This is a genomic window from Shewanella sp. MBTL60-112-B2 (assembly GCF_019655055.1).
In the GTDB taxonomy this organism is placed as follows: domain Bacteria; phylum Pseudomonadota; class Gammaproteobacteria; order Enterobacterales; family Shewanellaceae; genus Shewanella.
Genome location: NZ_BPFA01000038.1, coordinates 1 through 26,698 on the forward strand (window position 1 = coordinate 1; position 26,698 = coordinate 26,698).

The 26,698-nt window shown below is 44.3% G+C and carries 40 protein-coding genes; 6 read left to right on the forward strand and 34 right to left on the reverse strand.

What is annotated here, in order from left to right; genetic code table 11:
* Positions 1-426: 426 nt before the first annotated feature.
* Genes K5Q73_RS18680 through K5Q73_RS18695 form a run of 4 tightly spaced genes read right to left on the reverse strand, consistent with a single transcriptional unit; the run spans position 427 to position 4,050 of the window.
* Positions 427-1,023 (reverse strand): TlpA disulfide reductase family protein, encoded by a 597-nt coding sequence (locus tag K5Q73_RS18680; RefSeq protein ID WP_220765509.1) that lies wholly within the window; start codon positions 1,021-1,023, stop codon positions 427-429.
* Positions 1,020-1,487 carry a heme lyase NrfEFG subunit NrfF gene (nrfF, locus tag K5Q73_RS18685; RefSeq protein WP_220765534.1) on the reverse strand — a complete coding sequence of 156 codons (468 nt, stop codon included), beginning with the start codon at positions 1,485-1,487 and terminating at the stop codon, positions 1,020-1,022. Before nrfF ends, K5Q73_RS18680 begins: the two co-directional genes overlap by 4 nt.
* A gap of 11 nt (positions 1,488-1,498) precedes the next feature.
* Positions 1,499-2,053 carry a DsbE family thiol:disulfide interchange protein gene (locus tag K5Q73_RS18690; protein ID WP_220765510.1) on the reverse strand — a complete coding sequence of 185 codons (555 nt, stop codon included), beginning with the start codon at positions 2,051-2,053 and terminating at the stop codon, positions 1,499-1,501.
* 17 nt (positions 2,054-2,070) lie between these two features.
* Positions 2,071-4,050 carry a heme lyase CcmF/NrfE family subunit gene (locus K5Q73_RS18695; RefSeq protein ID WP_220765511.1) on the reverse strand — a complete coding sequence of 660 codons (1,980 nt, stop codon included), beginning with the start codon at positions 4,048-4,050 and terminating at the stop codon, positions 2,071-2,073.
* A gap of 431 nt (positions 4,051-4,481) precedes the next feature.
* Here K5Q73_RS18695 and ccmI point away from each other — a divergent pair, with 431 nt between their 5' ends.
* The gene (gene ccmI, locus K5Q73_RS18700; RefSeq protein WP_220765512.1) at positions 4,482-5,738 is read left to right on the forward strand and encodes a c-type cytochrome biogenesis protein CcmI; all 1,257 of its coding nucleotides are present in this window, start codon (positions 4,482-4,484) and stop codon (positions 5,736-5,738) included.
* 758 nt (positions 5,739-6,496) lie between these two features.
* Here the strand turns inward: ccmI and K5Q73_RS18705 are convergent.
* Positions 6,497-6,790 carry a cytochrome c5 family protein gene (locus K5Q73_RS18705; protein WP_220765513.1) on the reverse strand — a complete coding sequence of 98 codons (294 nt, stop codon included), beginning with the start codon at positions 6,788-6,790 and terminating at the stop codon, positions 6,497-6,499.
* 320 nt (positions 6,791-7,110) lie between these two features.
* On the opposite strand from K5Q73_RS18705, the gene ccmA reads away from it, so the two are divergent.
* Genes ccmA through ccmE form a run of 5 tightly spaced genes read left to right on the forward strand, consistent with a single transcriptional unit; the run spans position 7,111 to position 9,891 of the window.
* Positions 7,111-7,761 (forward strand): cytochrome c biogenesis heme-transporting ATPase CcmA, encoded by a 651-nt coding sequence (gene ccmA / locus K5Q73_RS18710; protein ID WP_220765514.1) that lies wholly within the window; start codon positions 7,111-7,113, stop codon positions 7,759-7,761.
* A gap of 10 nt (positions 7,762-7,771) precedes the next feature.
* Entirely contained in the window at positions 7,772-8,458 is a 687-nt protein-coding gene (ccmB, locus tag K5Q73_RS18715) for a heme exporter protein CcmB (protein WP_220765515.1), read from the forward strand.
* A gap of 1 nt (position 8,459) precedes the next feature.
* Positions 8,460-9,206, forward strand: coding sequence for a heme ABC transporter permease CcmC (gene ccmC / locus K5Q73_RS18720; RefSeq protein WP_220765516.1), 747 nt, complete (start codon positions 8,460-8,462; stop codon positions 9,204-9,206).
* Positions 9,206-9,403, forward strand: a complete 198-nt coding sequence (gene ccmD, locus K5Q73_RS18725; protein WP_012153481.1) for a heme exporter protein CcmD — start codon at positions 9,206-9,208, stop codon at positions 9,401-9,403. The genes ccmC and ccmD overlap by 1 nt, the downstream gene beginning before the upstream one ends.
* On the forward strand, positions 9,403-9,891 hold the full coding sequence (ccmE, locus tag K5Q73_RS18730) for a cytochrome c maturation protein CcmE (protein ID WP_220765517.1): 489 nt from the start codon (positions 9,403-9,405) through the stop codon (positions 9,889-9,891). Before ccmD ends, ccmE begins: the two co-directional genes overlap by 1 nt.
* A 1,598-nt stretch (positions 9,892-11,489) precedes the next feature.
* Here the strand turns inward: ccmE and rplQ are convergent.
* The 29 genes from rplQ to tuf form a co-directional block, all read right to left on the reverse strand.
* The gene (rplQ, locus tag K5Q73_RS18735) at positions 11,490-11,882 is read right to left on the reverse strand and encodes a 50S ribosomal protein L17 (protein ID WP_012153479.1); all 393 of its coding nucleotides are present in this window, start codon (positions 11,880-11,882) and stop codon (positions 11,490-11,492) included.
* A 39-nt stretch (positions 11,883-11,921) separates the two neighbouring features.
* Entirely contained in the window at positions 11,922-12,911 is a 990-nt protein-coding gene (locus K5Q73_RS18740; protein ID WP_012153478.1) for a DNA-directed RNA polymerase subunit alpha, read from the reverse strand.
* A gap of 24 nt (positions 12,912-12,935) precedes the next feature.
* Positions 12,936-13,556 (reverse strand): 30S ribosomal protein S4, encoded by a 621-nt coding sequence (gene rpsD, locus K5Q73_RS18745; RefSeq protein ID WP_012153477.1) that lies wholly within the window; start codon positions 13,554-13,556, stop codon positions 12,936-12,938.
* A 36-nt stretch (positions 13,557-13,592) separates the two neighbouring features.
* Positions 13,593-13,985 carry a 30S ribosomal protein S11 gene (gene rpsK, locus K5Q73_RS18750; protein ID WP_012153476.1) on the reverse strand — a complete coding sequence of 131 codons (393 nt, stop codon included), beginning with the start codon at positions 13,983-13,985 and terminating at the stop codon, positions 13,593-13,595.
* Between the two features lie 14 nt (positions 13,986-13,999).
* Positions 14,000-14,356: a 30S ribosomal protein S13 gene (gene rpsM, locus K5Q73_RS18755; protein WP_012153475.1), complete on the reverse strand. Its 357-nt coding sequence runs from the start codon at positions 14,354-14,356 to the stop codon at positions 14,000-14,002.
* 112 nt (positions 14,357-14,468) lie between these two features.
* On the reverse strand, positions 14,469-14,582 hold the full coding sequence (rpmJ, locus tag K5Q73_RS18760; RefSeq protein WP_006083579.1) for a 50S ribosomal protein L36: 114 nt from the start codon (positions 14,580-14,582) through the stop codon (positions 14,469-14,471).
* Positions 14,583-14,605: 23 nt separating this feature from the next.
* Positions 14,606-15,946, reverse strand: coding sequence for a preprotein translocase subunit SecY (gene secY / locus K5Q73_RS18765; protein WP_012153474.1), 1,341 nt, complete (start codon positions 15,944-15,946; stop codon positions 14,606-14,608).
* Positions 15,947-15,953: 7 nt separating this feature from the next.
* On the reverse strand, positions 15,954-16,388 hold the full coding sequence (gene rplO / locus K5Q73_RS18770; RefSeq protein WP_012153473.1) for a 50S ribosomal protein L15: 435 nt from the start codon (positions 16,386-16,388) through the stop codon (positions 15,954-15,956).
* A 1-nt stretch (position 16,389) separates the two neighbouring features.
* Complete coding sequence (gene rpmD, locus K5Q73_RS18775; protein WP_020912153.1) at positions 16,390-16,575, reverse strand: 50S ribosomal protein L30; 186 nt, start codon at positions 16,573-16,575, stop codon at positions 16,390-16,392.
* A gap of 6 nt (positions 16,576-16,581) precedes the next feature.
* Positions 16,582-17,088, reverse strand: a complete 507-nt coding sequence (rpsE, locus tag K5Q73_RS18780) for a 30S ribosomal protein S5 (protein ID WP_012153471.1) — start codon at positions 17,086-17,088, stop codon at positions 16,582-16,584.
* Between the two features lie 13 nt (positions 17,089-17,101).
* Entirely contained in the window at positions 17,102-17,452 is a 351-nt protein-coding gene (rplR, locus tag K5Q73_RS18785; RefSeq protein ID WP_220765518.1) for a 50S ribosomal protein L18, read from the reverse strand.
* A gap of 11 nt (positions 17,453-17,463) precedes the next feature.
* On the reverse strand, positions 17,464-17,994 hold the full coding sequence (gene rplF, locus K5Q73_RS18790; RefSeq protein ID WP_220765519.1) for a 50S ribosomal protein L6: 531 nt from the start codon (positions 17,992-17,994) through the stop codon (positions 17,464-17,466).
* A 10-nt stretch (positions 17,995-18,004) separates the two neighbouring features.
* The gene (gene rpsH, locus K5Q73_RS18795; RefSeq protein ID WP_202723796.1) at positions 18,005-18,397 is read right to left on the reverse strand and encodes a 30S ribosomal protein S8; all 393 of its coding nucleotides are present in this window, start codon (positions 18,395-18,397) and stop codon (positions 18,005-18,007) included.
* A 24-nt stretch (positions 18,398-18,421) separates the two neighbouring features.
* Positions 18,422-18,727, reverse strand: a complete 306-nt coding sequence (gene rpsN, locus K5Q73_RS18800; RefSeq protein WP_012153467.1) for a 30S ribosomal protein S14 — start codon at positions 18,725-18,727, stop codon at positions 18,422-18,424.
* Between the two features lie 10 nt (positions 18,728-18,737).
* Positions 18,738-19,277 (reverse strand): 50S ribosomal protein L5, encoded by a 540-nt coding sequence (gene rplE / locus K5Q73_RS18805; protein WP_220765520.1) that lies wholly within the window; start codon positions 19,275-19,277, stop codon positions 18,738-18,740.
* 13 nt (positions 19,278-19,290) lie between these two features.
* Entirely contained in the window at positions 19,291-19,605 is a 315-nt protein-coding gene (gene rplX, locus K5Q73_RS18810) for a 50S ribosomal protein L24 (protein ID WP_012153465.1), read from the reverse strand.
* A gap of 11 nt (positions 19,606-19,616) precedes the next feature.
* Positions 19,617-19,985 (reverse strand): 50S ribosomal protein L14, encoded by a 369-nt coding sequence (gene rplN, locus K5Q73_RS18815; RefSeq protein ID WP_011863976.1) that lies wholly within the window; start codon positions 19,983-19,985, stop codon positions 19,617-19,619.
* A 179-nt stretch (positions 19,986-20,164) separates the two neighbouring features.
* Entirely contained in the window at positions 20,165-20,413 is a 249-nt protein-coding gene (rpsQ, locus tag K5Q73_RS18820; RefSeq protein WP_012153464.1) for a 30S ribosomal protein S17, read from the reverse strand.
* A complete protein-coding gene (gene rpmC, locus K5Q73_RS18825; RefSeq protein ID WP_012144642.1) occupies positions 20,413-20,604 on the reverse strand; it encodes a 50S ribosomal protein L29 in 192 nt (63 codons plus the stop codon). The genes rpsQ and rpmC overlap by 1 nt, the downstream gene beginning before the upstream one ends.
* A complete protein-coding gene (gene rplP, locus K5Q73_RS18830) occupies positions 20,604-21,014 on the reverse strand; it encodes a 50S ribosomal protein L16 (RefSeq protein ID WP_012279176.1) in 411 nt (136 codons plus the stop codon). Before rplP ends, rpmC begins: the two co-directional genes overlap by 1 nt.
* Positions 21,015-21,025: 11 nt before the next feature.
* Positions 21,026-21,715, reverse strand: coding sequence for a 30S ribosomal protein S3 (gene rpsC, locus K5Q73_RS18835; RefSeq protein ID WP_028767971.1), 690 nt, complete (start codon positions 21,713-21,715; stop codon positions 21,026-21,028).
* Between the two features lie 9 nt (positions 21,716-21,724).
* Positions 21,725-22,057, reverse strand: a complete 333-nt coding sequence (gene rplV, locus K5Q73_RS18840; protein ID WP_012144645.1) for a 50S ribosomal protein L22 — start codon at positions 22,055-22,057, stop codon at positions 21,725-21,727.
* Between the two features lie 15 nt (positions 22,058-22,072).
* Positions 22,073-22,351: a 30S ribosomal protein S19 gene (rpsS, locus tag K5Q73_RS18845; RefSeq protein WP_011863970.1), complete on the reverse strand. Its 279-nt coding sequence runs from the start codon at positions 22,349-22,351 to the stop codon at positions 22,073-22,075.
* Positions 22,352-22,362: 11 nt separating this feature from the next.
* Positions 22,363-23,190: a 50S ribosomal protein L2 gene (rplB, locus tag K5Q73_RS18850; protein ID WP_220765521.1), complete on the reverse strand. Its 828-nt coding sequence runs from the start codon at positions 23,188-23,190 to the stop codon at positions 22,363-22,365.
* A 17-nt stretch (positions 23,191-23,207) separates the two neighbouring features.
* Positions 23,208-23,510, reverse strand: coding sequence for a 50S ribosomal protein L23 (gene rplW / locus K5Q73_RS18855; RefSeq protein ID WP_202723802.1), 303 nt, complete (start codon positions 23,508-23,510; stop codon positions 23,208-23,210).
* On the reverse strand, positions 23,507-24,112 hold the full coding sequence (rplD, locus tag K5Q73_RS18860) for a 50S ribosomal protein L4 (RefSeq protein WP_012153458.1): 606 nt from the start codon (positions 24,110-24,112) through the stop codon (positions 23,507-23,509). Before rplD ends, rplW begins: the two co-directional genes overlap by 4 nt.
* 17 nt (positions 24,113-24,129) lie before the next feature.
* On the reverse strand, positions 24,130-24,768 hold the full coding sequence (rplC, locus tag K5Q73_RS18865) for a 50S ribosomal protein L3 (protein ID WP_220765522.1): 639 nt from the start codon (positions 24,766-24,768) through the stop codon (positions 24,130-24,132).
* A 29-nt stretch (positions 24,769-24,797) separates the two neighbouring features.
* Entirely contained in the window at positions 24,798-25,109 is a 312-nt protein-coding gene (rpsJ, locus tag K5Q73_RS18870; RefSeq protein WP_005503530.1) for a 30S ribosomal protein S10, read from the reverse strand.
* 362 nt (positions 25,110-25,471) lie between these two features.
* Positions 25,472-26,656 (reverse strand): elongation factor Tu, encoded by a 1,185-nt coding sequence (gene tuf, locus K5Q73_RS18875; protein ID WP_220765523.1) that lies wholly within the window; start codon positions 26,654-26,656, stop codon positions 25,472-25,474.
* Positions 26,657-26,698 lie beyond the last annotated feature (42 nt).

Sequence of the window (26,698 nt, forward strand, 5' to 3'; positions counted from 1 at the left end):
TCAAGGCTAAGCCTTTCAAAATGGCGCCTTAGACGCTTAGGTCGTTTGGCTGAGGAGGCGTATTCTACACTCTCCAGTGTCGGCGTCAAGCGCTTATTTTAAGAAGTTTTTCAAGCGATGATTCTTTGTTCACTCTCGTGTTAACAACCATCATTCGAAGCTCTTAAAGCGTTTGTCACCTGAATCAAATCTCCTAAGAGTTTTAACTCTCTAACACCGCTGCAAGTCCCGTTCTACCTAAGCTTTCGTTTAGCTAGTTGGCCTGCTGTGCCGTGTCAGTGGATGCGCATTATAGGGAGATCTTTGAAGATCGCAAGCAGCTTTAGTAATAAAATTAGAAGATATGAATCAAGTGGATGGTTATCAAACGATACGTACAAAAAAGGGGCTAAAAGCCCCTTTTCATCATGATTAACACTATTAAATCTAGTCTGCGTTCTTGGTAACTTGATTTGATTGCTGAGGTTCAGCAAGAAACCCCTTAATAAGTGTTACAGCTTTATCGTCATCCCAATCAACGAAGGTACGAACGAAAGCAATTAACTCACCTTCCCTATTAAGGATAAAGGTCGCAGGGATTGTGTCTAAAGGAAAGACATTACCCAGCTTCTGTTCTTTATCATAATAGGTATTAAAGTCTTCCATACCTAATGACTTTAAGAATGGCTCTACTTGCTTATTACCTTCTAGATCGATAGAGACAGGTAACACCTCAAAATCATCTGATCCGATCTTGGCAGAGAAGCGGCTGATCGCCGGCAGCTCTCGAACACATGGAGGACACCAAGTTGCCCACATGTTTACCATAATCACTTTGCCTTTATATTGGCTAAAGTCGACAGAGGAGCCTTCGCTATCTTTAAAAGCTACGGCTTCGATCGGAAATGGCTTAGGAAGAACACTAATTAGATCGACACTTGACTGAACTTGTCTTTCTGCTTGCTTCTCCATACCTGGATAAGCTTGCGCGCCTACAGCAAACAACATGGTTGCTGCAGCTAGACCCACTATGGTCGATCTCATTTAGCGTCTCTCTTTAATAGACGATTGAGTTCATCTTGCTCTTCAGTAGAAAGCTCTTGGTTAGTCGCTTCCGCTATACGCTGTTTACGAATGAAAAAGAAACCAATCAAACCACCAAACAATAGAAGAGCTATTGGGCCCAACCACAGTGCGTAGGTTTTAGCTTCCATTCTTGGCTTATATAGTACGAACTCACCGTAACGACTCGTCATGAATTCAACGATTTCGTCATCAGCCTTACCTTCATCAACCATCTGGTATACTTCTAGACGTAAGTCCTGAGCAACTGGAGAGTTCGAATCGATCAGATTCTGATTCTGGCACTGTGGGCAACGTAAAGAGTGAGCAAGACTTAATGCGCGCTTTTGGTTATCAACAGACTTAAATTCATAAGTGTCTACCGGCGTAGCATTAACAATGCTTGTCATGCTGACTAGTAACACTAGAGCCGATAAGCCCTTCATTAGTGATTTAATCACGATGCACCATCCTTCGCAGCTTCAGCTTGTAGCTGTTGAACCATAGGGTAAAGTGTTTCTTTCCACACATTACTGTCGATAGGACCTGCGTAACGGTAACGGATAATACCTTTATGGTCGACCAAGAAACTTTCAGGGGCACCATAAACACCAAGATCTAAACCTAAACGACCATCATGGTCATAGATATTGATAGCATATGGATTACCTTCACGGCTCAGCTCACGAATAGCAAGCGGGCGATCATCTCGATAATTAATGCCGTAAATAGGCAGAATATTCTTACGTGCCAAAGTCATTAAGAAAGGATGCTCATACTTACATGACGGGCACCAAGTTGCCCATACGTTAAGTAGACCGACCTTGCCTTTTAGCGTCTCATTAGTCACGGTTTCCCCTGACTTTTCCAAAACCTCTAACTGGAAAGCCGGGATCGGCTTTCCTTCTAGAGCTGAATCGAGTTGTTGAGGGTTAAGGAAGAGCCCCTTATAAAGGAACACTCCCATACCTAAAAACACGACGAGTGGAATAAATAGTACTAACTTTTTCATACTTACCCTACTTCCAATTAAGCCGTAGCTAACTTATCGGCTTCTTTAGCAGCTGTGCTTTCTGCGCTCTTAGCCTTTACGCGATAACGCTTATCAGAAGCAGCGAAGAAACCACCAACCATCATAAAGATTGAACCAAACCAGATCCAACGAACGAATGGCTTGTAGTTGATACGTACAGCGTACTCAGTACGGCTAATTGGATCACCCATTGTTACGTAAAGATCTCGGAATAGACCCCAATCGATACCCGCTTCAGTCATGTCCATAGTACGAACATTGTATTGGCGACGGTCAGGTCTTAGTAGGGTTACATAATCATCACCCTGGTAAACTTCAATTTGACCTTGTTGAGCCGTGTAGTTCGGACCAACAACATTCTTGGTTTCAACATAGTTAAAGGTATAACCAGCTAACTCATGAGAAATACCTGGGCCCATACGGACACTCTTCTCTAATGAGTAGTTAGACACCATAGTGGCACCAACTACAGATACCGCAATACCTAGATGGGCAATGATCATGCCTAGCTGGCTACGTCCAAGACGAGTCAAGTCAATTGAGCCATCTTTAGTCTTAACCATGTTATAAGCAGCACGGAATGTCATCAATGTGACCCATACTGCTGCCGCAATACCGAATACAACCCAAGCGTTAAACTCACCGCCTGCAATAAATGGAACTGCTAGACCCACTACCGCAGCAATTACTGCAGGAATGATTAACTGGCGCTTAAGTTCACCCGCTTTAGATTTCTTCCAGCGGATAATTGGACCAATACCCATAAAGCCAAATAGCACAAGCACGATTGGAACAAATACGGCGTTAAAGTATGGAGGTCCTACAGAAATCTTACCCATGCCCAATGCATCTATTAGCAGCGGGTAAAGAGTACCGAGTAAAACAGTACCACAAGCGACTGTTAGCAACAGGTTACACACCAGCAGCATGGTCTCTTTTGATTTCAGCTCAAAACGTGCAGGGCTACGCATCTCACTCGCTCTGAAAGCGAATAGCGTAAGCGAGCCACCAATTGCTAAACCGAGTAGCAATAGGATGAACATACCTCGACTTGGATCCGCAGCGAACGAGTGAACCGAAGTTAACACGCCAGAACGAACAATAAAGGTACCAAGTAAACTTAGTGAGAAAGCGAAGATTGAAAGTAGAACGGTCCAGTTACGGAATGCACCACGCTTCTCGGTCACGATTAACGAGTGAAGTAGAGCCGTACCAATCAACCAAGGCATGAAAGAGGCGTTCTCAACTGGATCCCAGAACCACCAACCACCCCAACCGAGTTCGTAGTATGCCCACCAAGAACCTAGCGAGATACCACCAGTTAGGAATACCCAAGCTGCTAGTGTCCAAGGACGGCTCCAGCGAGCCCATGCAGAGTCTAGTCGTCCACTCATAAGAGCGGCAATTGCGAATGCAAAACTTACAGAGAAGCCAACATAACCTAGATACAACATTGGAGGGTGGAAAATCAAACCAACGTCTTGCAACATTGGGTTAAGGTCGCGACCTTCCATCGGAATTGGGAATAAACGCTCAAATGGGCTAGAAGTTAGCAACATAAATAGCGTAAAGCCAATTAAGATCATTGCTAGTACAGCCAACACTCGAGCAGTAAAGACTTCTTCTAAGCCCTTACTAAATAGTGCAACCGCTGCAGCCCAAGCTGCTAATGAGAATACCCAGAATAGCAAAGAACCTTCATGTCCTCCCCATACTGCCGCTATCTTGAAAAAGATTGGCAATTCAGAGTTGGAGTGATGAGCTACATAAGCAACAGAGAAGTCATCGACAGCGAAGCTATAGCCAAGCGCAATAACAGAGAAGAGAATAAAGAAGAACATGCCGTAACTTAGTGGCCAAGCATAGCGCACTAGGTATTGGTCTTTACGAGCTACACCTACTAAAGGAACGATGGCTAACAGCATGGCGAATGCCAAGCCGATAATCAGCGAAAAGTGTCCTAATTCTGGGATCATGGGTTTTCCTCAGTCCTAAACCATGCTTGATTAAGCTTTCGCTGAATCATCGCATACGTGTTTACAATTAACACTATTAAAAGGTACAAATTTTAGCTCAGTTTAGTATTTGCTATTGTTAATGTCTGCCTATTTCGTACAAATATGGGTGACCTGTCTCATTCTTCCCCTATCTTATTAACAAACACACATAAACAATTGCATGTCATATTCAAGCGTATACTGAGCGAATTCGGTTGAATGTTAAGGTCTGACAGACAAAGTTCCCATAAGTTTCGGGAAATTTTACAAATAGAATCAATCTGTGAACAAGCACTCAACTTAGAGTATTTCAGGTTATATTACTGTTCAATGAATAATCTTTCCGTATAATCTTATTCCTAGTTCAGCGGTGAAGCCGCTTTTTCGCAAACTAAAGTGAAATAGACATAATGACCACATTCTGGATTTTGATAGCCTCATTTCTACTGGTTAGCCTCGCGCTGATTTGGTTCCCACACTTCCGCCAACAGCGCATGCTGAGGACTGAAGAAGCCGACGTTCGCAAGGGTACTAACCTTGAACTATTTAATGAACGACTCGCAACTTTAGAGAAAGAACTTCAAGAAGAACTTCTTGACCAACCTGAGTTCGATGCACTTAAGAAAGAGCTTGAAATCAGCTTACTTCAAGACATGAAGCAAGGTGATGACGAGTCGTTAGTGAACACACTAAAGCCAAAAAGTATCCTTTGGCCGTCAGTTATGTCAGTTGTTATTATCGGTATCTGCGGTTACATGTACTCAACATTGGGTGCCTATAAAAACTTAGACCAACCAATGGCAGCAAATGATCCACATGCAGGCCAAACCACTGAACAAATAATGTCTCAGCGTGTGGGCATGATGGAAGCGCAAGCACAGGCTGAACCTGAAAATAGCCAACTATGGTTCAGCCTAGGTCATGCTTATATTTCAGCAAACCGTTACGATGACGCAATCAAAGCATTCGATAAGACAATGGATCTTGTAGGCGTACACGCTGAATTACTAGGGCCTAAAGCAACAGCGCTTTATTACCGCTCTAATCAAAAGATGACACCAACAGTTCAAGCACTTGTTGATCAAGCACTAAGCCTTGACCCTGTAGACCCATCAACATTATTACTTGTTGGAATGGATTCGTTCTTTACTGCTGATTACCCGAAAGCAATTGACGCTTGGCAACTAATCCTAGATAGCGATCGTACTGACGTTGACCGTGGTGCAATCATGAATGCTATTGAAAGCGCTAAAATGAGATTAGGTTCTGATGGTGCAATACCAAATGATGAAGCTCATAAGGGTGTTCAAGCAGATGCAACAACAGCAAAGACTGTAACGGTTGAAGTATCGATTTCGCCGGAGTTACAAGCTAAGGTAGCAAGCACTGACATGCTATTTATTTTTGCTCGCTCAACTGAAGGTCCTAAAGTACCACTAGCTGCTACGAAGATTTCTGCGGAGTCTCTACCAGCAACGATTACTCTAGATGACAGCACAGGTATGGGTGGCAACACTAAGCTAAGCGATGCTAAAGCCGTTGAAATCATCGCTGTACTGTCTAAACATGGTAGCGTAAGAGCTCAATCTGGTGATATCCAAGGCACACTTGCGATGATCAAAGTAGGCGAGACTGGCCAACTAGTTCTAGATACTCAAGTTCAATAAGACTGAACTAGTGGAAAAGCCGGCTTTAGCCGGTTTTTTTATATCTGATTGTAATACCAATCAGTATAAGAAGTTGATCTACTCAGAGCGTTTTTGGCAAACTAATTCAAGGCGAATAACTGAAAGAATGGTGGCTCCCTTGTGAAGTTATTCAACGCAGAAGTAGGCAGCCAAAAACGCTCCAGAATGGCGAGTTTTAGCGGCTCTGATACTGCGACTCTTAATAAACAAAGAGGGAGCTTAAACCTAGTTTAACTATGCTCTGCACTCGTTGCCTTGTCTCAGTGCCGCTAAACTCTCGCTGAGCGACCAAATCTTTATACTAATTGGTATAATAAAGTTCATCTGCAAAGTAGCCCTAAGTACTGATTCATGCCTACTACCTTAACCACTTTTCATTCTGTTGCTGTTAAAGTAACGAAGGTAAGCCGAGGTCTTGAAGCAAGTAGTCATGCTATATCGAGAGGCTCCGCATAGCGTTCACAGTTCAGCCCCTCGCTTTAAACATCTAACACCCTGCGGATGCTCTAAAATTCCGCTTCTACTTTGTATAGACTAACTGTGAGAAGTCTTCTTTCATGCATGAGTCTGAAATCCCCCAGAAAAGCTAGTTAGTGCCCACTTACAACTGGGGGTGACTGGATATACAGGCCCTAAAACTATATAAATAGCTTTAAATTCATACCAATCAGTATAACGTTTCGAAAATTTGATACAAAAAAACCGGCTAAAGCCGGTTTTTTGATGCCTAGTAAAGCTTACTTAGACATATACTCGATTGCATTCTTGTAATCTTCATCAGTACAATCAGTACACATACCACCTGGTGGCATAGCGTTTAGGCCTGACTTAACAGTAGATACTAACGCGTCCATACCTTTACCTAGACGTGGTTCCCAAGCTGCAGCGTCATGTGATTTAGGCGCACCAGCAACACCCATGCTGTGACATACTTGACATGCCTTGTCGTATACAGCTTTACCATCTTGAGCAAGTGCGCTTGTAGACAGAGTCATAGCTGCCACTGCAGTCAGTGCTAATAATTTTTTCATTTTATACTTTCCTAATGCAAATTCTAACAAAGCTCACGCTGCCCTCAAATTTTTGGCAGACTTGATTTAGCCCCGCTAGGTTACTACAAAGTTCAACAAATGGCATCTTTTTGTGATATTAATCGCGTGAAAGCACATTCCACAAGACATAGTTCTCAAAAACGTTAATATATTAGCAAATGTTTAAAAAGTTCATACAAAATACACAATATTCGAACTACATCAAATTGCTGACACTTAGCTACAAGCAAGACTAAACGCTTGAAAGTCTATGTGTTAGTATCACTTGTGTTTTCATACAGCTTGATATAGAGGGCTCAGTGGTAGAACAATCAAAAGCAACAACACTGGTATCAGCTAATAACTTAACCTGCATCAGGGAAGAACGCATTTTATTTGATGAGCTTAGCTTCGACATAACCGAAGGTGAGATCGTTCAAATTGAAGGCCCTAACGGTGCTGGTAAAACAAGTCTTTTGCGGATCATCGCTGGTTTATCTCGCCCCTATGCCGGGCAAATCAATTTTAAAGGTGAAGACATTAACCGTTGTCGTGACGAGTACAATGATGCCTTGTTGTACCTTGGCCACCTTGCAGGTGTTAAAAGTGAGTTAACGGCAGAGGAAAATCTTAACTTCAATTTAAGGATCAGCGGATATAATGATTTTGATGCCCGTCAGATCCTTGCAAAAGTCAATCTTTCAGGTTTCGAAGAAGCGCTAGCTGGACACTTGTCAGCAGGCCAACACCGAAGGACTGCACTCGCTAGGCTTTGGCACACGAATTGCAAAATCTGGCTTCTAGATGAGCCTTTTACAGCAATCGATAAGAAAGGCGTAGAAGAGCTTGAGCACCTGTTTTTAGCCCATGCAAAGCGAGGTGGATGCGTGATATTAACCACACACCAAGATATGGGTGTGATTGGTGATGATATCCTCCGTAAAATTCGTCTCGATTATCGCTTCGTATAAGGTTTTGGCTATGAAAAAAGGTATCAGTTATACCAAGGCATTTAGCACGCTGTTAAAGCGAGATCTGCAAATTGCTGTACGTCATCGCGGTGATATTTTTAACCCGCTACTGTTTTTTGTCCTCGTGGTGACGCTATTCCCATTAGGTATTGGTCCAGAGCCACAAGTATTAACTCGAGTTGCTCCAGGTATCATTTGGGTAGCAGCACTGTTAGCATCAATGTTATCTCTTGAACGTTTGTTTAAAGCTGACTATGCCGATGGTAGCCTTGAGCAAATGCTGTTAAGCCCGCAGCCTTTACCTTTGATGGTATTAGCTAAAGTGTTAGCCCACTGGATATTAACGGGTGTGCCCTTAATTTTGGTGGCACCATTACTTGCAGTTTTATTACATTTAGACGGCAATAGTTACGGCGCATTAATTGCGACGCTAGCATTAGGAACTCCAGTACTAAGCTTGCTCGGAGCCATTGGTGTTGCACTGACAGTTGGATTACGTAAAGGTGGTGTGCTGTTAAGCCTGCTAATTTTACCTTTATATATTCCAGTACTAATTTTTGCTACTAGCGCGATTGACGCCGCTGGCATGAATTTACCCTATGATGGTCAACTCGCTATTATTGGCGCAATGTTGGTCGGTTCATTAACGTTAGCACCATTTGCAATTGGTGCATCCTTACGAGTGAGTACTAACTAAAATGTGGAAATGGTTACATTCATACGCGGATCCTGAACGCGCCTATAAACTATCAGGCACCTTACTTCCTTGGTTTGCCATGCTTGCTGTGTCGATGATTGGTATCGGTACAGTTTGGGGCTTAGTGTTTGCTCCTACAGATTATCAACAGGGTGATAGTTACCGAATCATCTTTATCCATGTACCTGCTGCTTCTATGTCTATGGCGGCTTACATGGCCATGGCGACCTCTTCATTTATCGGACTTGTGTGGCAAATTAAGTCTGCCGACTGGGCTGCAGCCGCTATTGCGCCAATCGGTGCAGTCATTACCTTTATTGCACTTATTACTGGTGCAACATGGGGCAAACCAATGTGGGGCACATGGTGGGTTTGGGATGCACGTTTAACATCTGAACTAGTGCTATTATTCTTATATCTAGGCGTAATCTCTCTTTATGCTTCATTTGAGGATAAAGTGTTGGCTGCTAGAGCCGCTGGTATTTTGGCAATCGTTGGTGTAATTAACATCCCAATCATCAAGTACTCTGTAGATTGGTGGAGCTCATTGCACCAGCCATCGACCATCAAGATCACTGAAGAATCTTCTATGCCTTCAGAGATGCTATATCCACTCCTAATTAACATCATGGGGTTCGGTATAATGATTGGTGCGATAACATTAGTGAGATTTAGATCAGAAATTTTGGCACGAAATGGCATGCGTCCATGGGTTCGTGAACTTGCTAAAGCAGAAGGGGTCAAATAATGCAGTTCGACTCAGTTAGTGAATTTATCAATATGGGCGGCTACGCATTCTATGTATGGCTTGCCTACGGTGTAACTTTTTTCTCACTAGGGACCTTAGTCGTCCTTAGTGTTAGACAGAAACGCAAGGTGTTAGTAGAAATCGCCAAGAAGATTCAGCGCGAAGAACGCCTTAAAGAAACTCGGAGTACTAAATAGTGAACCCAAGACGAAAGAAACGCCTTACCCTTGCTGTAGCCTTGATTGGTGGTGTAGCAGCTATCGCTTCTTTGCTTCTATACGCTTTGAATTCGAATTTAAACCTGTTCTTTACCCCTACAGAAATTGTACAGGGTAAGAAGGATACTGGAGTTATGCCGGAAATCGGCCAACGCATTCGTGTTGGTGGCATGGTAACCGTTGGCTCAATGGTTCGTGACCCAAATAGTCTTCACGTTGAATTTGCTATTCATGATGCAGCTGGCGGCGAGATCATCGTAACTTATGACGACCTTCTACCGGATCTTTTCCGTGAAGGCCAAGGTATCGTAGCACAAGGTGTTCTATCGAAACCTGGTGTACTAGAAGCAACTGAAGTATTGGCTAAGCATGATGAAAACTATATGCCGCCAGAAGTTGCAGAAGCTATGGGTCAAAGCCACGAAAAATTAGATTATAACCAAGAGCAAAAGTCTGGCGGTTACTAAGTCAAGCTCATAGGTTTTAATTAAGAAGCCCTCTTTTAGAGGGCTTTTTTATGCCTACAGAACATGGCCGAAAATATAAGCCGGGATTCATAATCTGCAATAACAAGTATCATCAGAACGCCTGATACAAGCCTCTAAGCAGCAATCACCCACTCGACCAACTAAGTTGCAAACAACACCAAAAAGTGGCAACAACAAGGTTTAGGAGGCTGTACGCATATTTCTCGTATAACACGGCAAATTAATATCATAAAATCTAATTAACCGTGTCGGCGCGCAATACCGCCTTCCATACGCAGGAAAATAGCATAATACCTTACAACCTAACTCCCGAACGACTTTTGCCGGAACGGCTACCTCCTTGCTTAGTCTTGAAGCACAATGTTTATGTCAGTAAATTCTTCCTACATACGCTGCAACAAGATCAACTAGACCCACTGAGATGAACATTTGGACTACTCGTCTTAACATACGATCGCAATCTCAGGGTTGTTGACTCAATAGCTTTTGAACAAATAAAATAGATTTTAAAATGATCGGACCTTTTGTTTATACGTAAATCCACAAACGCCAACTTATGCATAATTGGTGTTTGTCTCGAGCCGAATACGCGACTCGGAGCACCTACCCCTATACTTATTAGCAAAAACTTAACTACTGACATCATTTTTTAGCAAACAATTCAGGCCTAAAAGAAGAGAGTATATTCGCCCCTTACGAAACAATTAAACGAACAGCAAGACAGCCAATAACACCCCTTAAGAGACGTTCGGCAGTTTGAGGATCCATCAATAAGCTAAACACTGGAACAAGGATACTCTTCAAACATTTGAGCAGCGCAGGCTTATACCAATCAGTATAAGAAGTTGATCTACTCAGAACGTTTTTGGCAAATTAATTCACAACTCTGTAAATTTAGGAGGAACGAGACTAAGAATAATAGCAGGAAAATATGTCGTAGCGATTAGCAAGACTAAAGCAGGAGCTGTTACCTAGGAGAACTTAATAGCATGCCATAGAACTATTGAACGCCGGTAAGCTGGCAACTATTCATTCTAAATGGTATTGCCTGCCTAGGAGATATCTTGTGTATACATGAGATAGGCATAGATATGGATCCAGTTAAGGCAGATTGAAGAGCCAATCAAATGACTAGTTTAAAGAATCAGAGAGTCTTTCACGACTTATCTAGCTATAGGTTTTGATTGCTCAGCTAAAGTAACTAAGCGTTAATAAATCTCGACCGAGATAACAAATGATAAAGATTACGATGGCTATTAACTAAGACAAACGCCGCCCTCCATATGAAAGCAGCAAGCAAACTATTCTATGCTTGCCAATAGTCCCCCATCAAAGCCGCGTCACATTGATAGCCATATTTGTCATATATATCGAATCTAAAACAAGCAATGCAAGTACTAATCTTGAGAATAGAATTTAGGGCTATCTTGTAATTTAACTTAGAAATTAAAGGACCCATGCACAAAGTGGTACAAATAGTAGATGTATGGATATGCGAATAAACTACGAGATGAAGCTTAAATTGCAGGCATAAAAAAGGCCGAACTGATGTTCGGCCTTTTCAAACTAAGACTTATTTACTCTGCAGTGTCTTCAACAGCTTCAGCTGCTTCTGGACGACCTACTAGTTCAATATACGCCATAGGCGCTTTATCACCAGTACGTAGACCGCACTTAAGAATACGGGTATATCCACCAGGACGTTCCTGGAAACGTGGACCCAATTCAGTAAATAACTTACCAACGACTTCAGCGTCGCGAGTACGAGCAAATGCCAAACGGCGGTTTGCAACGCTATCACTCTTAGCAAGTGTTATTAGAGGTTCAACTACGCGACGCAGTTCTTTCGCTTTAGCTACAGTAGTTTTGATCACTTCGTGACGAACTATTGAGCAAGCCATGTTACGGAACATAGCTTGGCGGTGACTGCTGTTACGGTTTAGTTGACGACCACTCTTACGATGGCGCATGACCTAATCCTTATTACCTATATCTGTACTAATCTGGACTTAAAGGTCGTCTGCTAAACTAGCTGGAGGCCAGTTTTCCAGACGCATACCTAACGACAGTCCGCGAGACGCTAAAACATCCTTAATTTCAGTAAGAGATTTCTTACCTAGGTTAGGAGTCTTAAGCAGCTCAACTTCAGTGCGTTGTACCAGATCGCCGATGTAATGAATCGCTTCAGCCTTCAAACAGTTGGCTGAACGTACAGTTAGCTCTAAATCGTCGACAGGACGCAACAATATCGGATCGAACTCCGGCTTCTCTTCTACTGGTGCAGTCTCAGTCACATCACGTAACTCAACAAACGCATCTAGCTGTTCGGCTAGAATTGTCGCTGAACGACGGATTGCTTCCTCAGGATCGATAGTACCGTTAGTGGTCATATCGATAACGAGTTTGTCTAAGTCTGTACGCTGTTCAACACGAGCAGCTTCTACATTGTATGCAATGCGAGCAACTGGTGAGAACGAAGAATCAACCAACAAACGGCCGATAGGGCGATCATCGTCTTCAGTTTGTGCACGGGCAGAAGCCGGTACATAACCACGACCACGCTCTACGCGGATACGCATGCTGACTTCATTATTACCTGTCAAATGACAGATAACATGGTCAGGATTCATGATAGTAACATCACCATCATGCGTGATATCTGCTGCAGTAACAGGGCCTGCGCCTGACTTACTTAGCGTAAGCATAGCTTCGTCTTTCCCTTCGATAACTACTGCTAAACCTTTAAGGTTAAGTAGTATCTCAAGGATATCCTCTTGCACGCCTTCCTTGCTACTGTATTCATGCAGTACACCATCGATCTCTACTTCGGTAACCGCGCAGCCTGGCATAGACGACAATAGGATACGACGCAACGCGTTACCTAGAGTATGACCAAAACCACGCTCTAGCGGCTCCAGTGTAACCTTGGCACGTGTTGGATTAACCTGCTCGATATCAACGAGACGCGGTTTAAGAAATTCTGTAACAGAACCCTGCATTGTGTCCTCTCTTTTGTTTTAACTTTACTTAGAGTAAAGTTCGACGATCAGCTGTTCGTTAATTTCCGCAGACAAATCACTACGCTCAGGAATACGCTTGAAAGCACCTTCCATCTTAGTGTTGTCAACTTCAACCCATGTTGGCTTTTCGCGTTGAGCCGACACTTCTAAAGCCGCTTTAATACGAGCTTGAGTGCGAGACTTTTCACGAACGCTCACTACATCATTCGCAGACACTTTGAATGATGGAATGTTAACGACGCTACCATTAACCATAATTGACTTATGGCTAACTAGCTGACGTGATTCAGCGCGTGTTGCACCAAAGCCCATGCGATAAACAACGTTATCTAGACGGGTTTCTAAAAGAGTAAGTAGGTTTTCACCAGTATTACCTTTAGTACGTGCAGCATCTTTGTAGTAGTTACGGAATTGCTTTTCTAGCACACCATAAATACGACGAACTTTTTGTTTCTCGCGTAGCTGAACACCATACTCAGACAGACGGGTCTTACGAGCGCCGTGTTGTCCAGGTGCAGTTTCAAGCTTACACTTCGAATCGATTGCTCTCACGCCGCTTTTTAGGAAAAGGTCTGTACCTTCTCTGCGGCTGAGCTTGAGCTTTGGACCCAAGTATCTTGCCATGTTCTTTCTCCAACTATCCTATTTAAAAACGACGAGTTAAACGCGACGTTTCTTAGGAGGACGACAACCATTATGAGGGATAGGCGTCACATCGGTAATGTTAGTAATCTTGTAACCAACCGAGTTTAGTGCACGAATCGCTGATTCGCGTCCTGGACCTGGACCCTTCACAAAAACTTCAAGGTTTTTAACACCGTAGTCCTGAGCAGCAGTACCTGCACGCTCAGCAGCAACCTGTGCAGCAAATGGGGTAGATTTACGTGAACCACGGAAACCTGAACCACCAGAAGTTGCCCAAGATAGTGCGTTACCTTGACGATCTGTAATGGTAATAATTGTGTTGTTGAAAGACGCATGGATATGCGCCATACCATCAGCAACCTGTTTACGTACACGCTTACGCGGAGAACGTGACGGAACTTTAGCCATTTTGGTTTACCCCGTTACTTTCTAATTGGTTTACGTGGACCTTTACGCGTACGCGCATTGGTCTTAGTACGTTGCCCACGAAGGGGAAGGCTACGACGATGGCGAAGGCCACGGTAACAACCAAGGTCCATAAGACGCTTGATGTTCATGGAAACTTCACGACGTAAATCACCTTCTACAATGTAGTTGGCAACTTCTTCGCGTAGAGTATCAATTTGAGCTTCGCTCAATTCCTTGATCTTAGCATCTTCAGCAATAGAAGTAGCCGCGCAAATAGCTTGTGCGCGAGTACGACCGATGCCGTAGATAGCAGTCAATGCAATGACTGTATGCTTTTGATCAGGAATGTTAATGCCAGCGATACGGGCCACTATGCACTCCTTAAGTTAAAGGTCATCTGTGAAAAGCCCGGTAGGATACTCGACAGACGACAATTTAGCAAATAATATTTTGACCAGCCCGGACTGGGCTGGTCAATTTTGTTTAGCCTTGACGCTGTTTGTGTTTAGGTTCAACACAAATCACACGTACAACGCCACTACGCTTTACGATCTTGCAGTTACGGCAGATCTTCTTCACGGAAGCTCGAACTTTCATTTCATCACTCCGAGATAACTAGCTTAGCGACCAAAGCGATCTAAGTTCGCTTTGTTTACCAAGTTAGCTTTCTTCATTACAGACTCATACTGATGAGACATCATATGGGTCTGAACCTGAGCCATGAAGTCCATGATTACGACTACCATAATTAGTAGTGAAGTACCGCCAAAATAGAACTGTACTTTCCACGCAATTAACATGAACTCCGGAATTAAGCAGATAAAGGTAATATATAACGCGCCAGCTAATGTTAGGCGGGTCATAACTTTATCAATGTAACGCGAAGTCTGTTCTCCAGGACGAATCCCGGGAATAAACGCACCACTCTTCTTCAAGTTATCAGCTGTTTCGCGAGGGTTAAAAACCAACGCAGTATAGAAGAAACAGAAGAAAATAATCGCTGTTGCATATAATAATGAGTACAGCGGTTGTCCTGGTGACACAGCAAGTGAAAAATCACTTAACCATGACATGGACTCATTTTGACCAAACCACTGAGCCAGTGTGCCTGGGAACAAAATGATGCTGGACGCAAAAATAGGCGGGATAACACCAGCCATATTAATCTTAAGTGGTAAGTGAGTACTTTGCGCTGCAAAAACCTTACGGCCCTGCTGACGCTTAGCATAGTTAACAACGATACGACGTTGTCCACGCTCAACGAACACCACAAAATAAGTGACAGCGAAAACAATCACTGCCAGCAACAACAATACTAGTACATTCAAGTCGCCTTGACGCGCCTGCTCGGCTGTTTGGCCGATAGCAGATGGCAGACCAGCAACAATACCTGCGAAAATAAGAATCGAGATACCGTTACCTATGCCTCTTTCGGTAATTTGCTCACCTAGCCACATTAGGAACATAGTTCCTGTTACTAAGCTTACAACTGCAACGAAGTAGAAACTAAAACCTAGGTTAACAACTAACCCTGGAACTAGATTCGGTAAACCTGTTGCGATACCGATTGCCTGGAACGTACCCAGGACCAATGTGCCGTATCGAGTATATTGACTGATCTTCTTACGTCCCGACTCGCCTTCTTTCTTCAATTCAGCAAGTGCAGGATGTACCACAGTCAACAACTGCATAATGATCGATGCCGAAATATACGGCATGATACCTAATGCAAAGATAGAGGCACGTTCAAGGGCACCACCAGAGAACATGTTAAACATTCCTAGGATGGTCCCCTTTTGCTGATTAAACAGCTCTGCTAGTACAGCAGCGTCAATACCAGGAATTGGTACAAACGAACCGGCTCTAAAGACGATAATTGCACCAATCACGAACAGGAGGCGGGTTTTCAATTCTGATAAACCGCCCTTCGCGCTTTTTAAATCAAGTCCTGGTTTTGCCATCGACGTATTATTCCTCGATCTTGCCACCGGCAGCTTCAATAGCTGCACGTGCACCTTGGGTTACCTTCAGACCTTTAACGGTCACAGGGCGCTCAATGGTACCTGAAAGAACGATTTTAGCAAACTGTATGTTGCGAGTAACTAGATTCGCATCTTTCAGCGCATTTAGGTCGATAACATCACCGTTAACTTTAGCCAATTCGCTAATGCGAATCTCGGCAGATACCAACGCTTTACGCGAGGTAAAACCAAACTTAGGCAAACGAATCTTAAGTGGCATTTGACCACCTTCGAAACCGACGCGAACGCCGCCACCAGAACGAGACTTCTGGCCTTTGTGACCACGGCCACAAGTTTTACCAGTGCCTGAACCGATACCGCGACCTACACGCTTAGCTGCTGATTTAGCACCTGCAGCAGGTGATAGAGTATTTAGACGCATCTTATACTTCCTCCACCGAAACCATGTAGTAAACCTTGTTAATCATACCGCGAACAGAAGGAGTATCTTCTAGTTCAACAGTGTGATTAATGCGGCGTAGACCTAGACCAGTCAAAGTTGCACGGTGCTTTGGTAAGCGACCGATTGAACTTTTAGTCTGAGTTACTTTAAGTGTTTTAGTAGCCATGGTGCATTAACCTCGAATTTCAGTAACATTCAGGCCACGCTTAGCTGCGATTTGTGAAGGTGATTTCATATTCACCAACGCATCGACAGTAGCACGAACGATGTTGATCGGGTTAGTAGAACCGTATGCTTTTGACAGAACGTTATGAACGCCTGCTACTTCCAATACGGCACGCATTGCGCCACCGGCAATAATACCGGTACCGTCAGAGGCTGGTTGCATGTAAACACGTGAACCAGTGTGACGACCCTTTACAGGGTGGTGCAAAGTACCATTGTTCAATTCAACGTTTACAATGTTACGGCGAGCCTTTTCCATTGCTTTCTGAATTGCTGCTGGTACTTCACGCGCTTTACCATAGCCATAGCCAACTTTACCGTTACCATCACCCACTACTGTTAGTGCAGTGAAGCTAAAGATACGTCCGCCTTTAACTACTTTAGAAACACGATTTACTGCAACTAATTTCTCTTGCAGATCGTCTTTTTGCTGTTGAGCTTCAAATTTAGCCATTTTTCATCATTCCTTAGAACTTGAGGCCAGCTTCACGTGCAGCGTCTGCTAATGCAGCAACGCGACCGTGATACTTGAAGCCGGAACGATCGAATGCAACTACAGCTACGCCTTTTTCGATAGCGCGCTCAGCAAGGGTTTTACCCACTACTTTAGCTGCATCTACGTTACCTGTGTACTTTAGCTGCTCGGTTACTGCTTTTTCAGCAGTAGAAGCTGCCGCCAACACTACGTTTTCAGGGCTAATGACCTGAGCGTAAGTGTGACGTGGTGTACGATGTACAACCAGACGATTAACGCCCAGCTCTTGGATCTTCTTACGGGCACGTAGAGCGCGGCGTAAGCGAGATGTTTTCTTATCCATATCGTATTACCTTACTTCTTCTTAGCCTCTTTACGGCGTACTTGTTCGTCAGCATAGCGAACACCTTTACCTTTGTAAGGCTCTGGTGGACGGTAACCGCGAATCTCAGCTGCAACCTGTCCGATCAACTGCTTATCAGTACCAGAAAGTACGATTTCAGTTTGTGATGGACATTCAGCTGTTACGCCGTCTGGAAGTTTGTGAACCAAAGGATGTGAGAAACCTAAAGTCAAATCGATATCTTTACCGGCAAGTTTTGCACGGTAACCAACACCAACTAACTGTAGTTTCTTAACGAAACCTTCAGAAACACCAACAACCATGTTGTTGATTAATGCACGAGCTGTACCAGCTTGAGCAGCGGTTTTAGCGCTTTCAACTGGTGAACACTTGATTTCATTGTCTTCAACAACAACAGAAACGTCAGAGTTAATAACTCGAGTCAAACTACCTTTAGAACCTTTTACGGTGATAGTTTGTTCGTTTAAAGTCACTTCTACGCCTGCAGGGATAGCGACTGGTGCTTTTGCGACACGAGACATTGCTAGCTCCTTATGCTACGTAGCAGATAACTTCCCCACCCATGCCATTTTGGCGGGCAGTACGATCAGTCATCAAACCTTTAGAAGTGGACACGATAGCGACACCCAGTCCGCCCATAACCTTTGGTAGATCGTTTTTACCTTTGTAAATACGAAGACCAGGACGGCTAACGCGCTGGATAGTCTCAACGACTGGCTGACCTTGGAAATACTTTAAAGTGATTTCCAATTCAGGCTTGGCTTCATCTGCTACGGCGTAGTCAGTGATATAACCTTCTTCTTTAAGCATTTTCGCGATAGCGATTTTTAGCTTAGCAGATGGCATCTTCACAGATACGTGTTTAGCAGCTTGGCCGTTACGAATACGTGTTAACATATCCGCAATAGGATCTTGCATGCTCATATTAGCTTACTCCGTGACAAGTGCTTACCAGCTGGCCTTGCGAAGACCAGGAACTTCACCGCGCATAGTTGCTTCACGTAATTTAATACGGCTAAGGCCGAATTTACGTAGGAAACCATGTGGGCGACCAGTTTGACTACAACGATTACGCTGACGCGCTGCGCTAGAGTCACGTGGTAGAGCTTGTAACTTAAGTACTGCATCCCAACGGTCATCATCAGATGTAGTTGGACTGCTAATGATAGCTTTAAGTGCAGCGCGCTTTTCAGCGAACTTAGCTACGAGCTGTGCACGTTTTGCTTCACGTGCTTTCATTGAACTTTTTGCCATTACGCTACCCTTATTTCTTGAATGGGAAGTTAAAGCCTTCGAGCAAAGCTCGGCCTTCTTCGTCATTCTTCGCAGAAGTAGTGATTACAATATCCATACCGCGGATCTTATCGATTTTATCGTATTGGATCTCTGGGAAGATAATTTGCTCACGTACGCCCATCGCATAGTTACCACGGCCGTCGAACGATTTAACGCTCAAACCACGGAAGTCACGAATACGCGGGATCGCGATATCAACTAAACGCTCTAAGAATTCCCACATACGCTCACCGCGTAGTGTGACCTTACAGCCGATTGGGTAGCCTTCACGGATTTTAAAACCAGCAACTGACTTACGAGCTACAGTCACTACTGGCTTTTGACCAGCGATAGCAGTCATGTCACGAAGCGCATGCTCCATAACTTTCTTATCTGCTACTGCTTCGCCAACACCCATATTAAGGGTGATCTTTTCAATCCGAGGGACTTGCATGACACTGGTAAAACCAAACTTTTTAGCAAGTTCAGGACTAACAGTCTCTTTGTATTTATCATGCAGTTTCGCCATCGTTTACTCCAAATTACTTAACGAGTTCACTGTTCGACTTAAAGAAACGGACTTTTTTGCCGTCTTCAAATCGGAAACCAACGCGATCCGCTTTGCCAGTGGCAGAGTTGAAAATCGCTACGTTTGATGCTTGTATCGGTGCTTCTTGTTCAACAATACCGCCAGCTACGCCCAATTGTGGGTTTGGCTTTTGGTGTTTCTTAACAAGGTTAATACCTTCTACAATTAATTTACCAGTTGGAAGAACCTGAGAAACTTTACCGCGTTTACCCTGGTCTTTACCTGCTAGTACAATTACTTCGTCTTGACGACGTATTTTAGCTGCCATTTTGAAGCTCCTTACAGTACTTCTGGTGCCAATGACACAATCTTCATAAACTGCTCAGTACGCAATTCACGTGTCACAGGTCCAAAGATACGAGTACCAATCGGTGCAAGGTTTGCGTTAAGCAATACCGCTGCGTTCCGATCGAAGCGAATGACAGAACCGTCTGGACGACGTACGCCTTTCTTAGTACGGACTACCACCGCGTTATATACATCACCTTTCTTCGCTTTACCGCGAGGAATAGCTTCTTTAACAGAAACCTTGATGACGTCGCCGATACCGGCATAACGACGATGAGAGCCACCCAAGACCTTAATACACTGAACTCTACGAGCGCCACTGTTACAGGCGACTTCTAGAGTCGATTGCATTTGGATCATTTTAAGTGCTCCGCTATCGTTACTTACAATCCCACAAAGGGGCTACATTTCACTCAAATTTCGACTTTAATTTAGTCAAAATTGGCGCGCAAGTGTAACACCTAAAAACAGGAATAGATAGTACTAAAAATAAAAACGGCCCCAACTTTAGGAGCCGTTTGCTTAAATACCTAATAAGCTTAGGCTTTTGTTACTACTTCAACCAGAGTCCAAGACTTAGTCTTAGACAGCGGACGGCATTCGCGAATAGTCACGATATCGCCAGCATTACACTGATTTTGTTCGTCATGTGCATGGATCTTAGTAGTACGCTTGATAAACTTACCGTATAAAGGGTGTTTTACCTTACGTTCAATAGCTACAGTGATAGACTTGTCCATCTTGTCGCTAAGTACTCGACCTTGCAAAGTACGGATAGTATCAGACATTATGCACCCGCCTTAGAAGTAATAATGGTCTTAACGCGCGCAATGTTGCGACGCACGATTTTAAGCTGATGAGTCTGAGTCAACTGACCAGTGGCGTGTTGCATACGCAGATTAAACTGCTCACGCAGCAGACCAAGCAGTTCAGCGTTCAATTCTTCAACGCTCTTTTCTGTTAGTTCGCTCGCTTTCATTACATCACCGTCTTAGTTACGAAGGTAGTCTTCAGAGGTAGTTTAGCTGCAGCTAGGGTGAAAGCTTCACGAGCTAACTCCTCAGATACACCATTCATCTCATAAAGAACCTTACCTGGTTGAATCTGGCAAACCCAGTATTCAACGTTACCCTTACCTTTACCCATACGCACTTCTAGAGGCTTAGAGGTAATTGGCTTGTCAGGGAATACGCGGATCCAGATCTGACCTTGACGCTTAATGTGACGTGTCATAGCACGACGCGCAGCTTCAATTTGACGAGCAGTTAGACGACCACGTCCAACAGCTTTCAAACCGAATTCACCGAAGCTAACTTCAGTGCCGTTCGCTAGACCACGGTTGCGGCCTTTGAACATTTTGCGAAACTTCATTCTTTTTGGTTGCAGCATTGCCAGCTCTCCTATTTACCGCGAGGCTTACGCTTCGGCTGCTGTTTCGGCTCTTCGTGCTGAGGTAGAACGCCGTCTAGAACTTCGCCTTTGAAGACCCAAACTTTAACGCCAATCACACCGTATTGAGTGTGACTCTCAGAAGTAGAATAGTCGATATCAGCACGCAGTGTATGCAAAGGTACACGACCTTCACGATACCACTCTGAACGCGCAATCTCAGCGCCGCCTAGACGGCCACTCACTTCAACTTTGATACCCTTAGCACCAAGACGCATTGCGTTTTGAACTGCGCGCTTCATAGCACGACGGAACATAACACGACGCTCTAGCTGCGAAGCGATGCCATCGGCAACAAGCTTAGCATCTAGCTCTGGCTTACGGATTTCAGCGATGTTGATTTGAGCTGGAATACCAGTCAGCTTAGCAACTGCATTGCGTAGCTTCTCAACGTCTTCGCCTTTCTTACCAATCACAACGCCTGGACGGGCTGTGTGGATAGTTACGCGAACACTCTTAGCTGGACGCTCGATAACAATCTTAGAAACTGAAGCTTGAGTAAGTTTCTTTTCTAGAAACTTACGCACTTCCCAGTCACTGCTCAAGTTATTGGCATAGTCTGACTTGTCAGCGTACCAGGTCGAGATCCAAGGCTTAGTGATACCCAGACGGATACCATTAGGATGTACTTTCTGTCCCATTGCTAACTCCTAGCGATCTGACACAACCACAGTAATGTGGCTGGTGCGCTTGATTATACGATCAGCACGGCCTTTGGCACGTGGCATGATACGCTTCATAGTTGGACCTTCATCGATCATAATAGCTCCAACTCTTAGTTCGTCAATGTCAGCACCTTCATTGTGCTCAGCATTAGCGATAGCAGAGTCCAGTACTTTCTTAACAAGTACTGCAGCTTTCTTAGGGCTGAAAGTTAGAATTTCGAGAGCCTTAGCAACAGGCAGTCCACGGATTTGATCTGCAACCAAACGACACTTTTGAGGCGACGTACGGGCAAAACGATGTTTAGCTAAAACTTCCATCTTATGTCTCCCGTATTAACGCTTCTTCGCTTTCTTATCTGCAGCATGGCCGCGATAAGTGCGAGTTGGTGAAAATTCACCAAGCTTGTGGCCGATCATTTCGTCAGTTACGAACACAGGTACGTGCTGACGACCATTATGGACAGCGATGGTCATTCCAATCATGTTAGGAATGATCATAGAGCGGCGAGACCAAGTCTTAATAGGCTTCTTGTCTCCAGCTTCCATCGCTTTCTCTACCTTCTTCAGCAAGTGTAGGTCAATGAATGGACCTTTCTTGAGAGAACGTGGCATGGCGAATCCTCTTACTTTTTATTGCGACGACGTACGATGTACTTGTCGGTGCGTTTATTACTACGAGTCTTGTAACCCTTAGTAGGTTGACCCCATGGAGATACAGGGTGACGGCCACCAGAAGTACGGCCTTCACCACCACCATGTGGGTGATCTACTGGGTTCATTGCAACACCACGAACTGTTGGGCGTACGCCTCTCCAGCGTTTAGCACCTGCTTTACCTAACTGGCGTAGCATATGCTCGGCATTACCAACTTCACCCAATGTCGCGCGGCAATCAACCGGCACTTTACGCATTTCGCCAGAGCGAAGACGTAGAGTGGCGTATGCGCCGTCACGAGCAATAACTTGTACATAAGCACCAGCTGAACGCGCGATCTGAGCACCTTTACCAGGCTTCATTTCGACTGCGTGCACTACGCTACCCACAGGGATATTACGTAGAGGCATTGCGTTACCGCTCTTGATCTCTGCATCGATACCAGACTGGATCTTATCACCAGCTTGCATGCCTTTAGCAGCAAGGATATAACGACGCTCACCGTCAGCGTAAAGTACCAATGCGATGTTAGCTGTACGGTTTGGATCATATTCCAAACGTTCAACCTTCGCAGGGATACCGTCTTTGTTACGCTTAAAGTCGATTAGACGATAATGTTGCTTATGACCACCACCAACGTGGCGGACAGTGATACGACCAGTATTGTTACGGCCACCACTTTTTGATTTTTTCGCCAACAGGCCTGCAAAAGGTTTACCCTTATGCAAATCGCTGTTCACCACTTTAACTACGTGGCGACGACCTGGAGAGGTTGGCTTACACTTAATAACTGCCATGATAATTCTCCTAATGCTTACTCAGCGCCGCCGACGAAATCGATGTCAGCACCAGCAGCTAAGGTAACATAAGCTTTTTTCCAATCGCTACGACGGCCAGTACGGGCACCGTGACGCTTAGTTTTGCCTTTGTTAACCAAAGTACGAACTGTATCAACTTCAACTTCAAATAGCTGTGCTACTGCAGCTTTAACTTCAGCTTTAGTTGCATCGATAGCTACACGGAATACTACCGTGTTGTTATTCTCTGCATTCACAGTGCTCTTCTCAGAGATGTGTGGTGCAAGAATAACTTTTAGCAAACGTTCTTGGCTTATCATCCCAGCATCTCCTCGATTTGCTTAATAGCTTCAGCAGTAACTAGTACTTTGTTGAAAGCGATTAGACTTACTGGATCGATACCAGCAACGTCACGTACGTCAACTTTGTACAGGTTACGAGCAGCTAAGAACAAGTTCTCGTCAACTTCTGGAGTAACAATCAACACGTCTTCAAGTTGCATTTCGTTTAGTTTAGCTTTCAGCTCTTTAGTTTTAGGAGCTTCAACACCGAACGACTCAACAACGATAAGACGGTCTTGACGTACCAATTCAGAGAAAATGCTTTTCAGCGCTCCGCGGTACATCTTTTTGTTAACTTTTTGGCTATGATCTTGTGTTTTAGCAGCGAATGTTACGCCACCGCCACGCCAGATTGGGCCTTTAACAGTACCAGCACGTGCACGGCCAGTACCTTTTTGGCGCCAAGGCTTTTTGCCTGAGCCAGTTACTTCTGCGCGAGTCTTTTGAGCACGAGTGCCCTGACGCGCGTTTGCAGCGTAAGCTACAACTACCTGATGAACCAGTGCTTCATTAAAGTCACGGCCAAAGGTAGCTTCGGAAACTTCAAGAGCACTCTGTGCGTCTTTCAATACCAATTCCATTACTATCTCCTCAGACCTTAAGCTTTAACAGCTGGTTTGATGATCAGGTCGCCATTAGTAGCGCCTGGAACTGCACCCTTAACCAATAGCAGGTTACGTTCAGCATCTACACGAATTACTTCTAGATTCTGTGTCGTAACACGCTCTGCACCCATGTGGCCAGACATTTTCTTACCTTTGAAAACGCGACCAGGTGTTTGGTTTTGACCAATAGAACCGTTAGCTCTATGTGCCAGTGAGTTACCATGTGTTGCATCTTGAGTACGGAAGTTCCAACGCTTAATACCGCCTTGGAAGCCCTTACCTTTTGATTGACCAGTAACATCAACTTTCGCTATGTCAGCGAAGATATCTACATTAAGCTCAGCACCAACTTCGATGCCTTCGCCTTCACCATCTGCCAAACGCATTTCCCATAAACCACGACCGGCTTCAACGCCTGCCTTAGCAAAGTGACCTGCTTCTGGTTTAGTGATGCGATTAGCTTTTTTGGTACCAGTAGTAACTTGAAGTGCACGGTAACCATCTGTATCCAAAGTTCTCACTTGGGTTACACGGTTAGCAGCAATTTCAATTACTGTTACAGGTACCGACGCGCCATCTTCATTGAAGATGCGAGTCATACCTACTTTACGACCGATAAGACCGATAGCCATCTCTCAAACCTCTTCTAACTGGATTTCAATTAACCCAAGCTAATCTGAACGTCAACACCAGCCGCAAGATCTAAACGCATAAGTGCGTCTACAGTCTTTTCAGTCGGCTCTACGATGTCAACAAGACGCTTGTGAGTACGTAGTTCGTACTGATCACGTGCATCTTTATTAACGTGTGGAGAAGTCAAAATGGTATAACGTTCTTTACGCGTTGGTAGTGGAATTGGACCACGAACCTGCGCGCCGGTACGCTTAGCAGTTTCAACGATTTCCGCAGTAGACTGATCAATCAAGCGATGATCAAATCCTTTTAAGCGGATACGGATTCTTTGGTTCTGCATTGACCAGAGCTCCTAAAATGTACACAAAAAAATCACCCTCTAGCTATTTTCTTTATCGAAAAAGCAGAGTGAAATGATTTAACCGTTCGACTCACAATTGGAGTCGCTGTTTTTTTACGTCAAACCCGAAGGCAGACCAATTTAAATCGCCTAATGGTTAAGGCGAGGGGCTATTATACTGATTTCAACGCTGAGATCAAGCCCGTTGTTTGAAATACCGTCAAATTGACCGTTTTCAACAAAGTGGCGTCATTATACACAGTCCGATCTGGAATGCTAGCCCTGCCCTGAACTTTTCTTCAGGCAATAAAAAAGGCAGCCTAAGCTGCCTCTTTCAGTATCGAGTTAAGACTCATTGCTAATTAAGCAACGATCTCAGCTACAACACCAGCACCAACTGTACGGCCACCTTCACGGATAGCGAAGCGTAAACCTTCGTCCATCGCGATTGGGCAGATTAGAGTAACAGTCATAGCTACGTTGTCACCAGGCATTACCATCTCAACGCCTTCTGGCAATTCGATAGTACCGGTTACGTCAGTTGTACGGAAGTAGAACTGTGGACGGTAGCCTTTGAAGAATGGAGTGTGACGTCCACCTTCTTCTTTAGACAGAACATAGATTTCTGACTTGAAAGTAGTGTGTGGAGTGATTGAACCTGGAGCAGCTAGTACTTGACCACGTTCAACGTCTTCACGCTTGATACCACGTAGAAGAACACCACAGTTCTCGCCAGCACGACCTTCGTCAAGAAGCTTACGGAACATTTCAACACCAGTACAAGTAGACTTAGTAGTATCTTTGATACCAACGATTTCTACTTCTTCACCAACTTTGATGATACCGCGCTCTACACGACCAGTAACAACAGTACCACGACCAGCGATTGAGAAAACATCTTCGATTGGAAGAATGAATGCACCGTCGATAGCACGCTCTGGCTCAGGAATGTAAGTATCTAGAGCTTCAGCTAGTTCTAGGATCTTAGCTTCCCACTCTGGCTCGCCTTCAAGAGCTTTAAGAGCAGAACCCTGGATAACTGGTAAGTCATCACCTGGGAAGTCGTACTCAGAAAGAAGTTCACGAACTTCCATTTCTACTAGTTCTAGAAGTTCTTCGTCATCAACCATGTCACACTTGTTCATGAATACGATGATGAATGGAACGCCAACCTGACGTGAAAGCAGGATGTGCTCACGTGTTTGTGGCATTGGACCATCTGTAGAAGCAACTACTAGGATAGCGCCGTCCATCTGTGCAGCACCAGTGATCATGTTTTTAACATAATCGGCGTGACCTGGACAGTCTACGTGTGCGTAGTGACGTGATGGAGTGTCATATTCGATGTGAGAAGTATTAATTGTAATACCGCGCTCACGCTCTTCTGGAGCGTTATCGATCTGTGCGAAATCACGAACAGTACCACCAAAAGCTTTGGTTAATACAGCTGAGATAGCAGCAGTTAGAGTTGTTTTACCATGGTCAACGTGTCCAATAGTACCAACGTTAACATGCGGTTTTAAGCGTTCAAATTTTTCTTTAGCCACGATATATTCCTTTCTTTTCAGAAAATGCTCGGCTCAAAACCG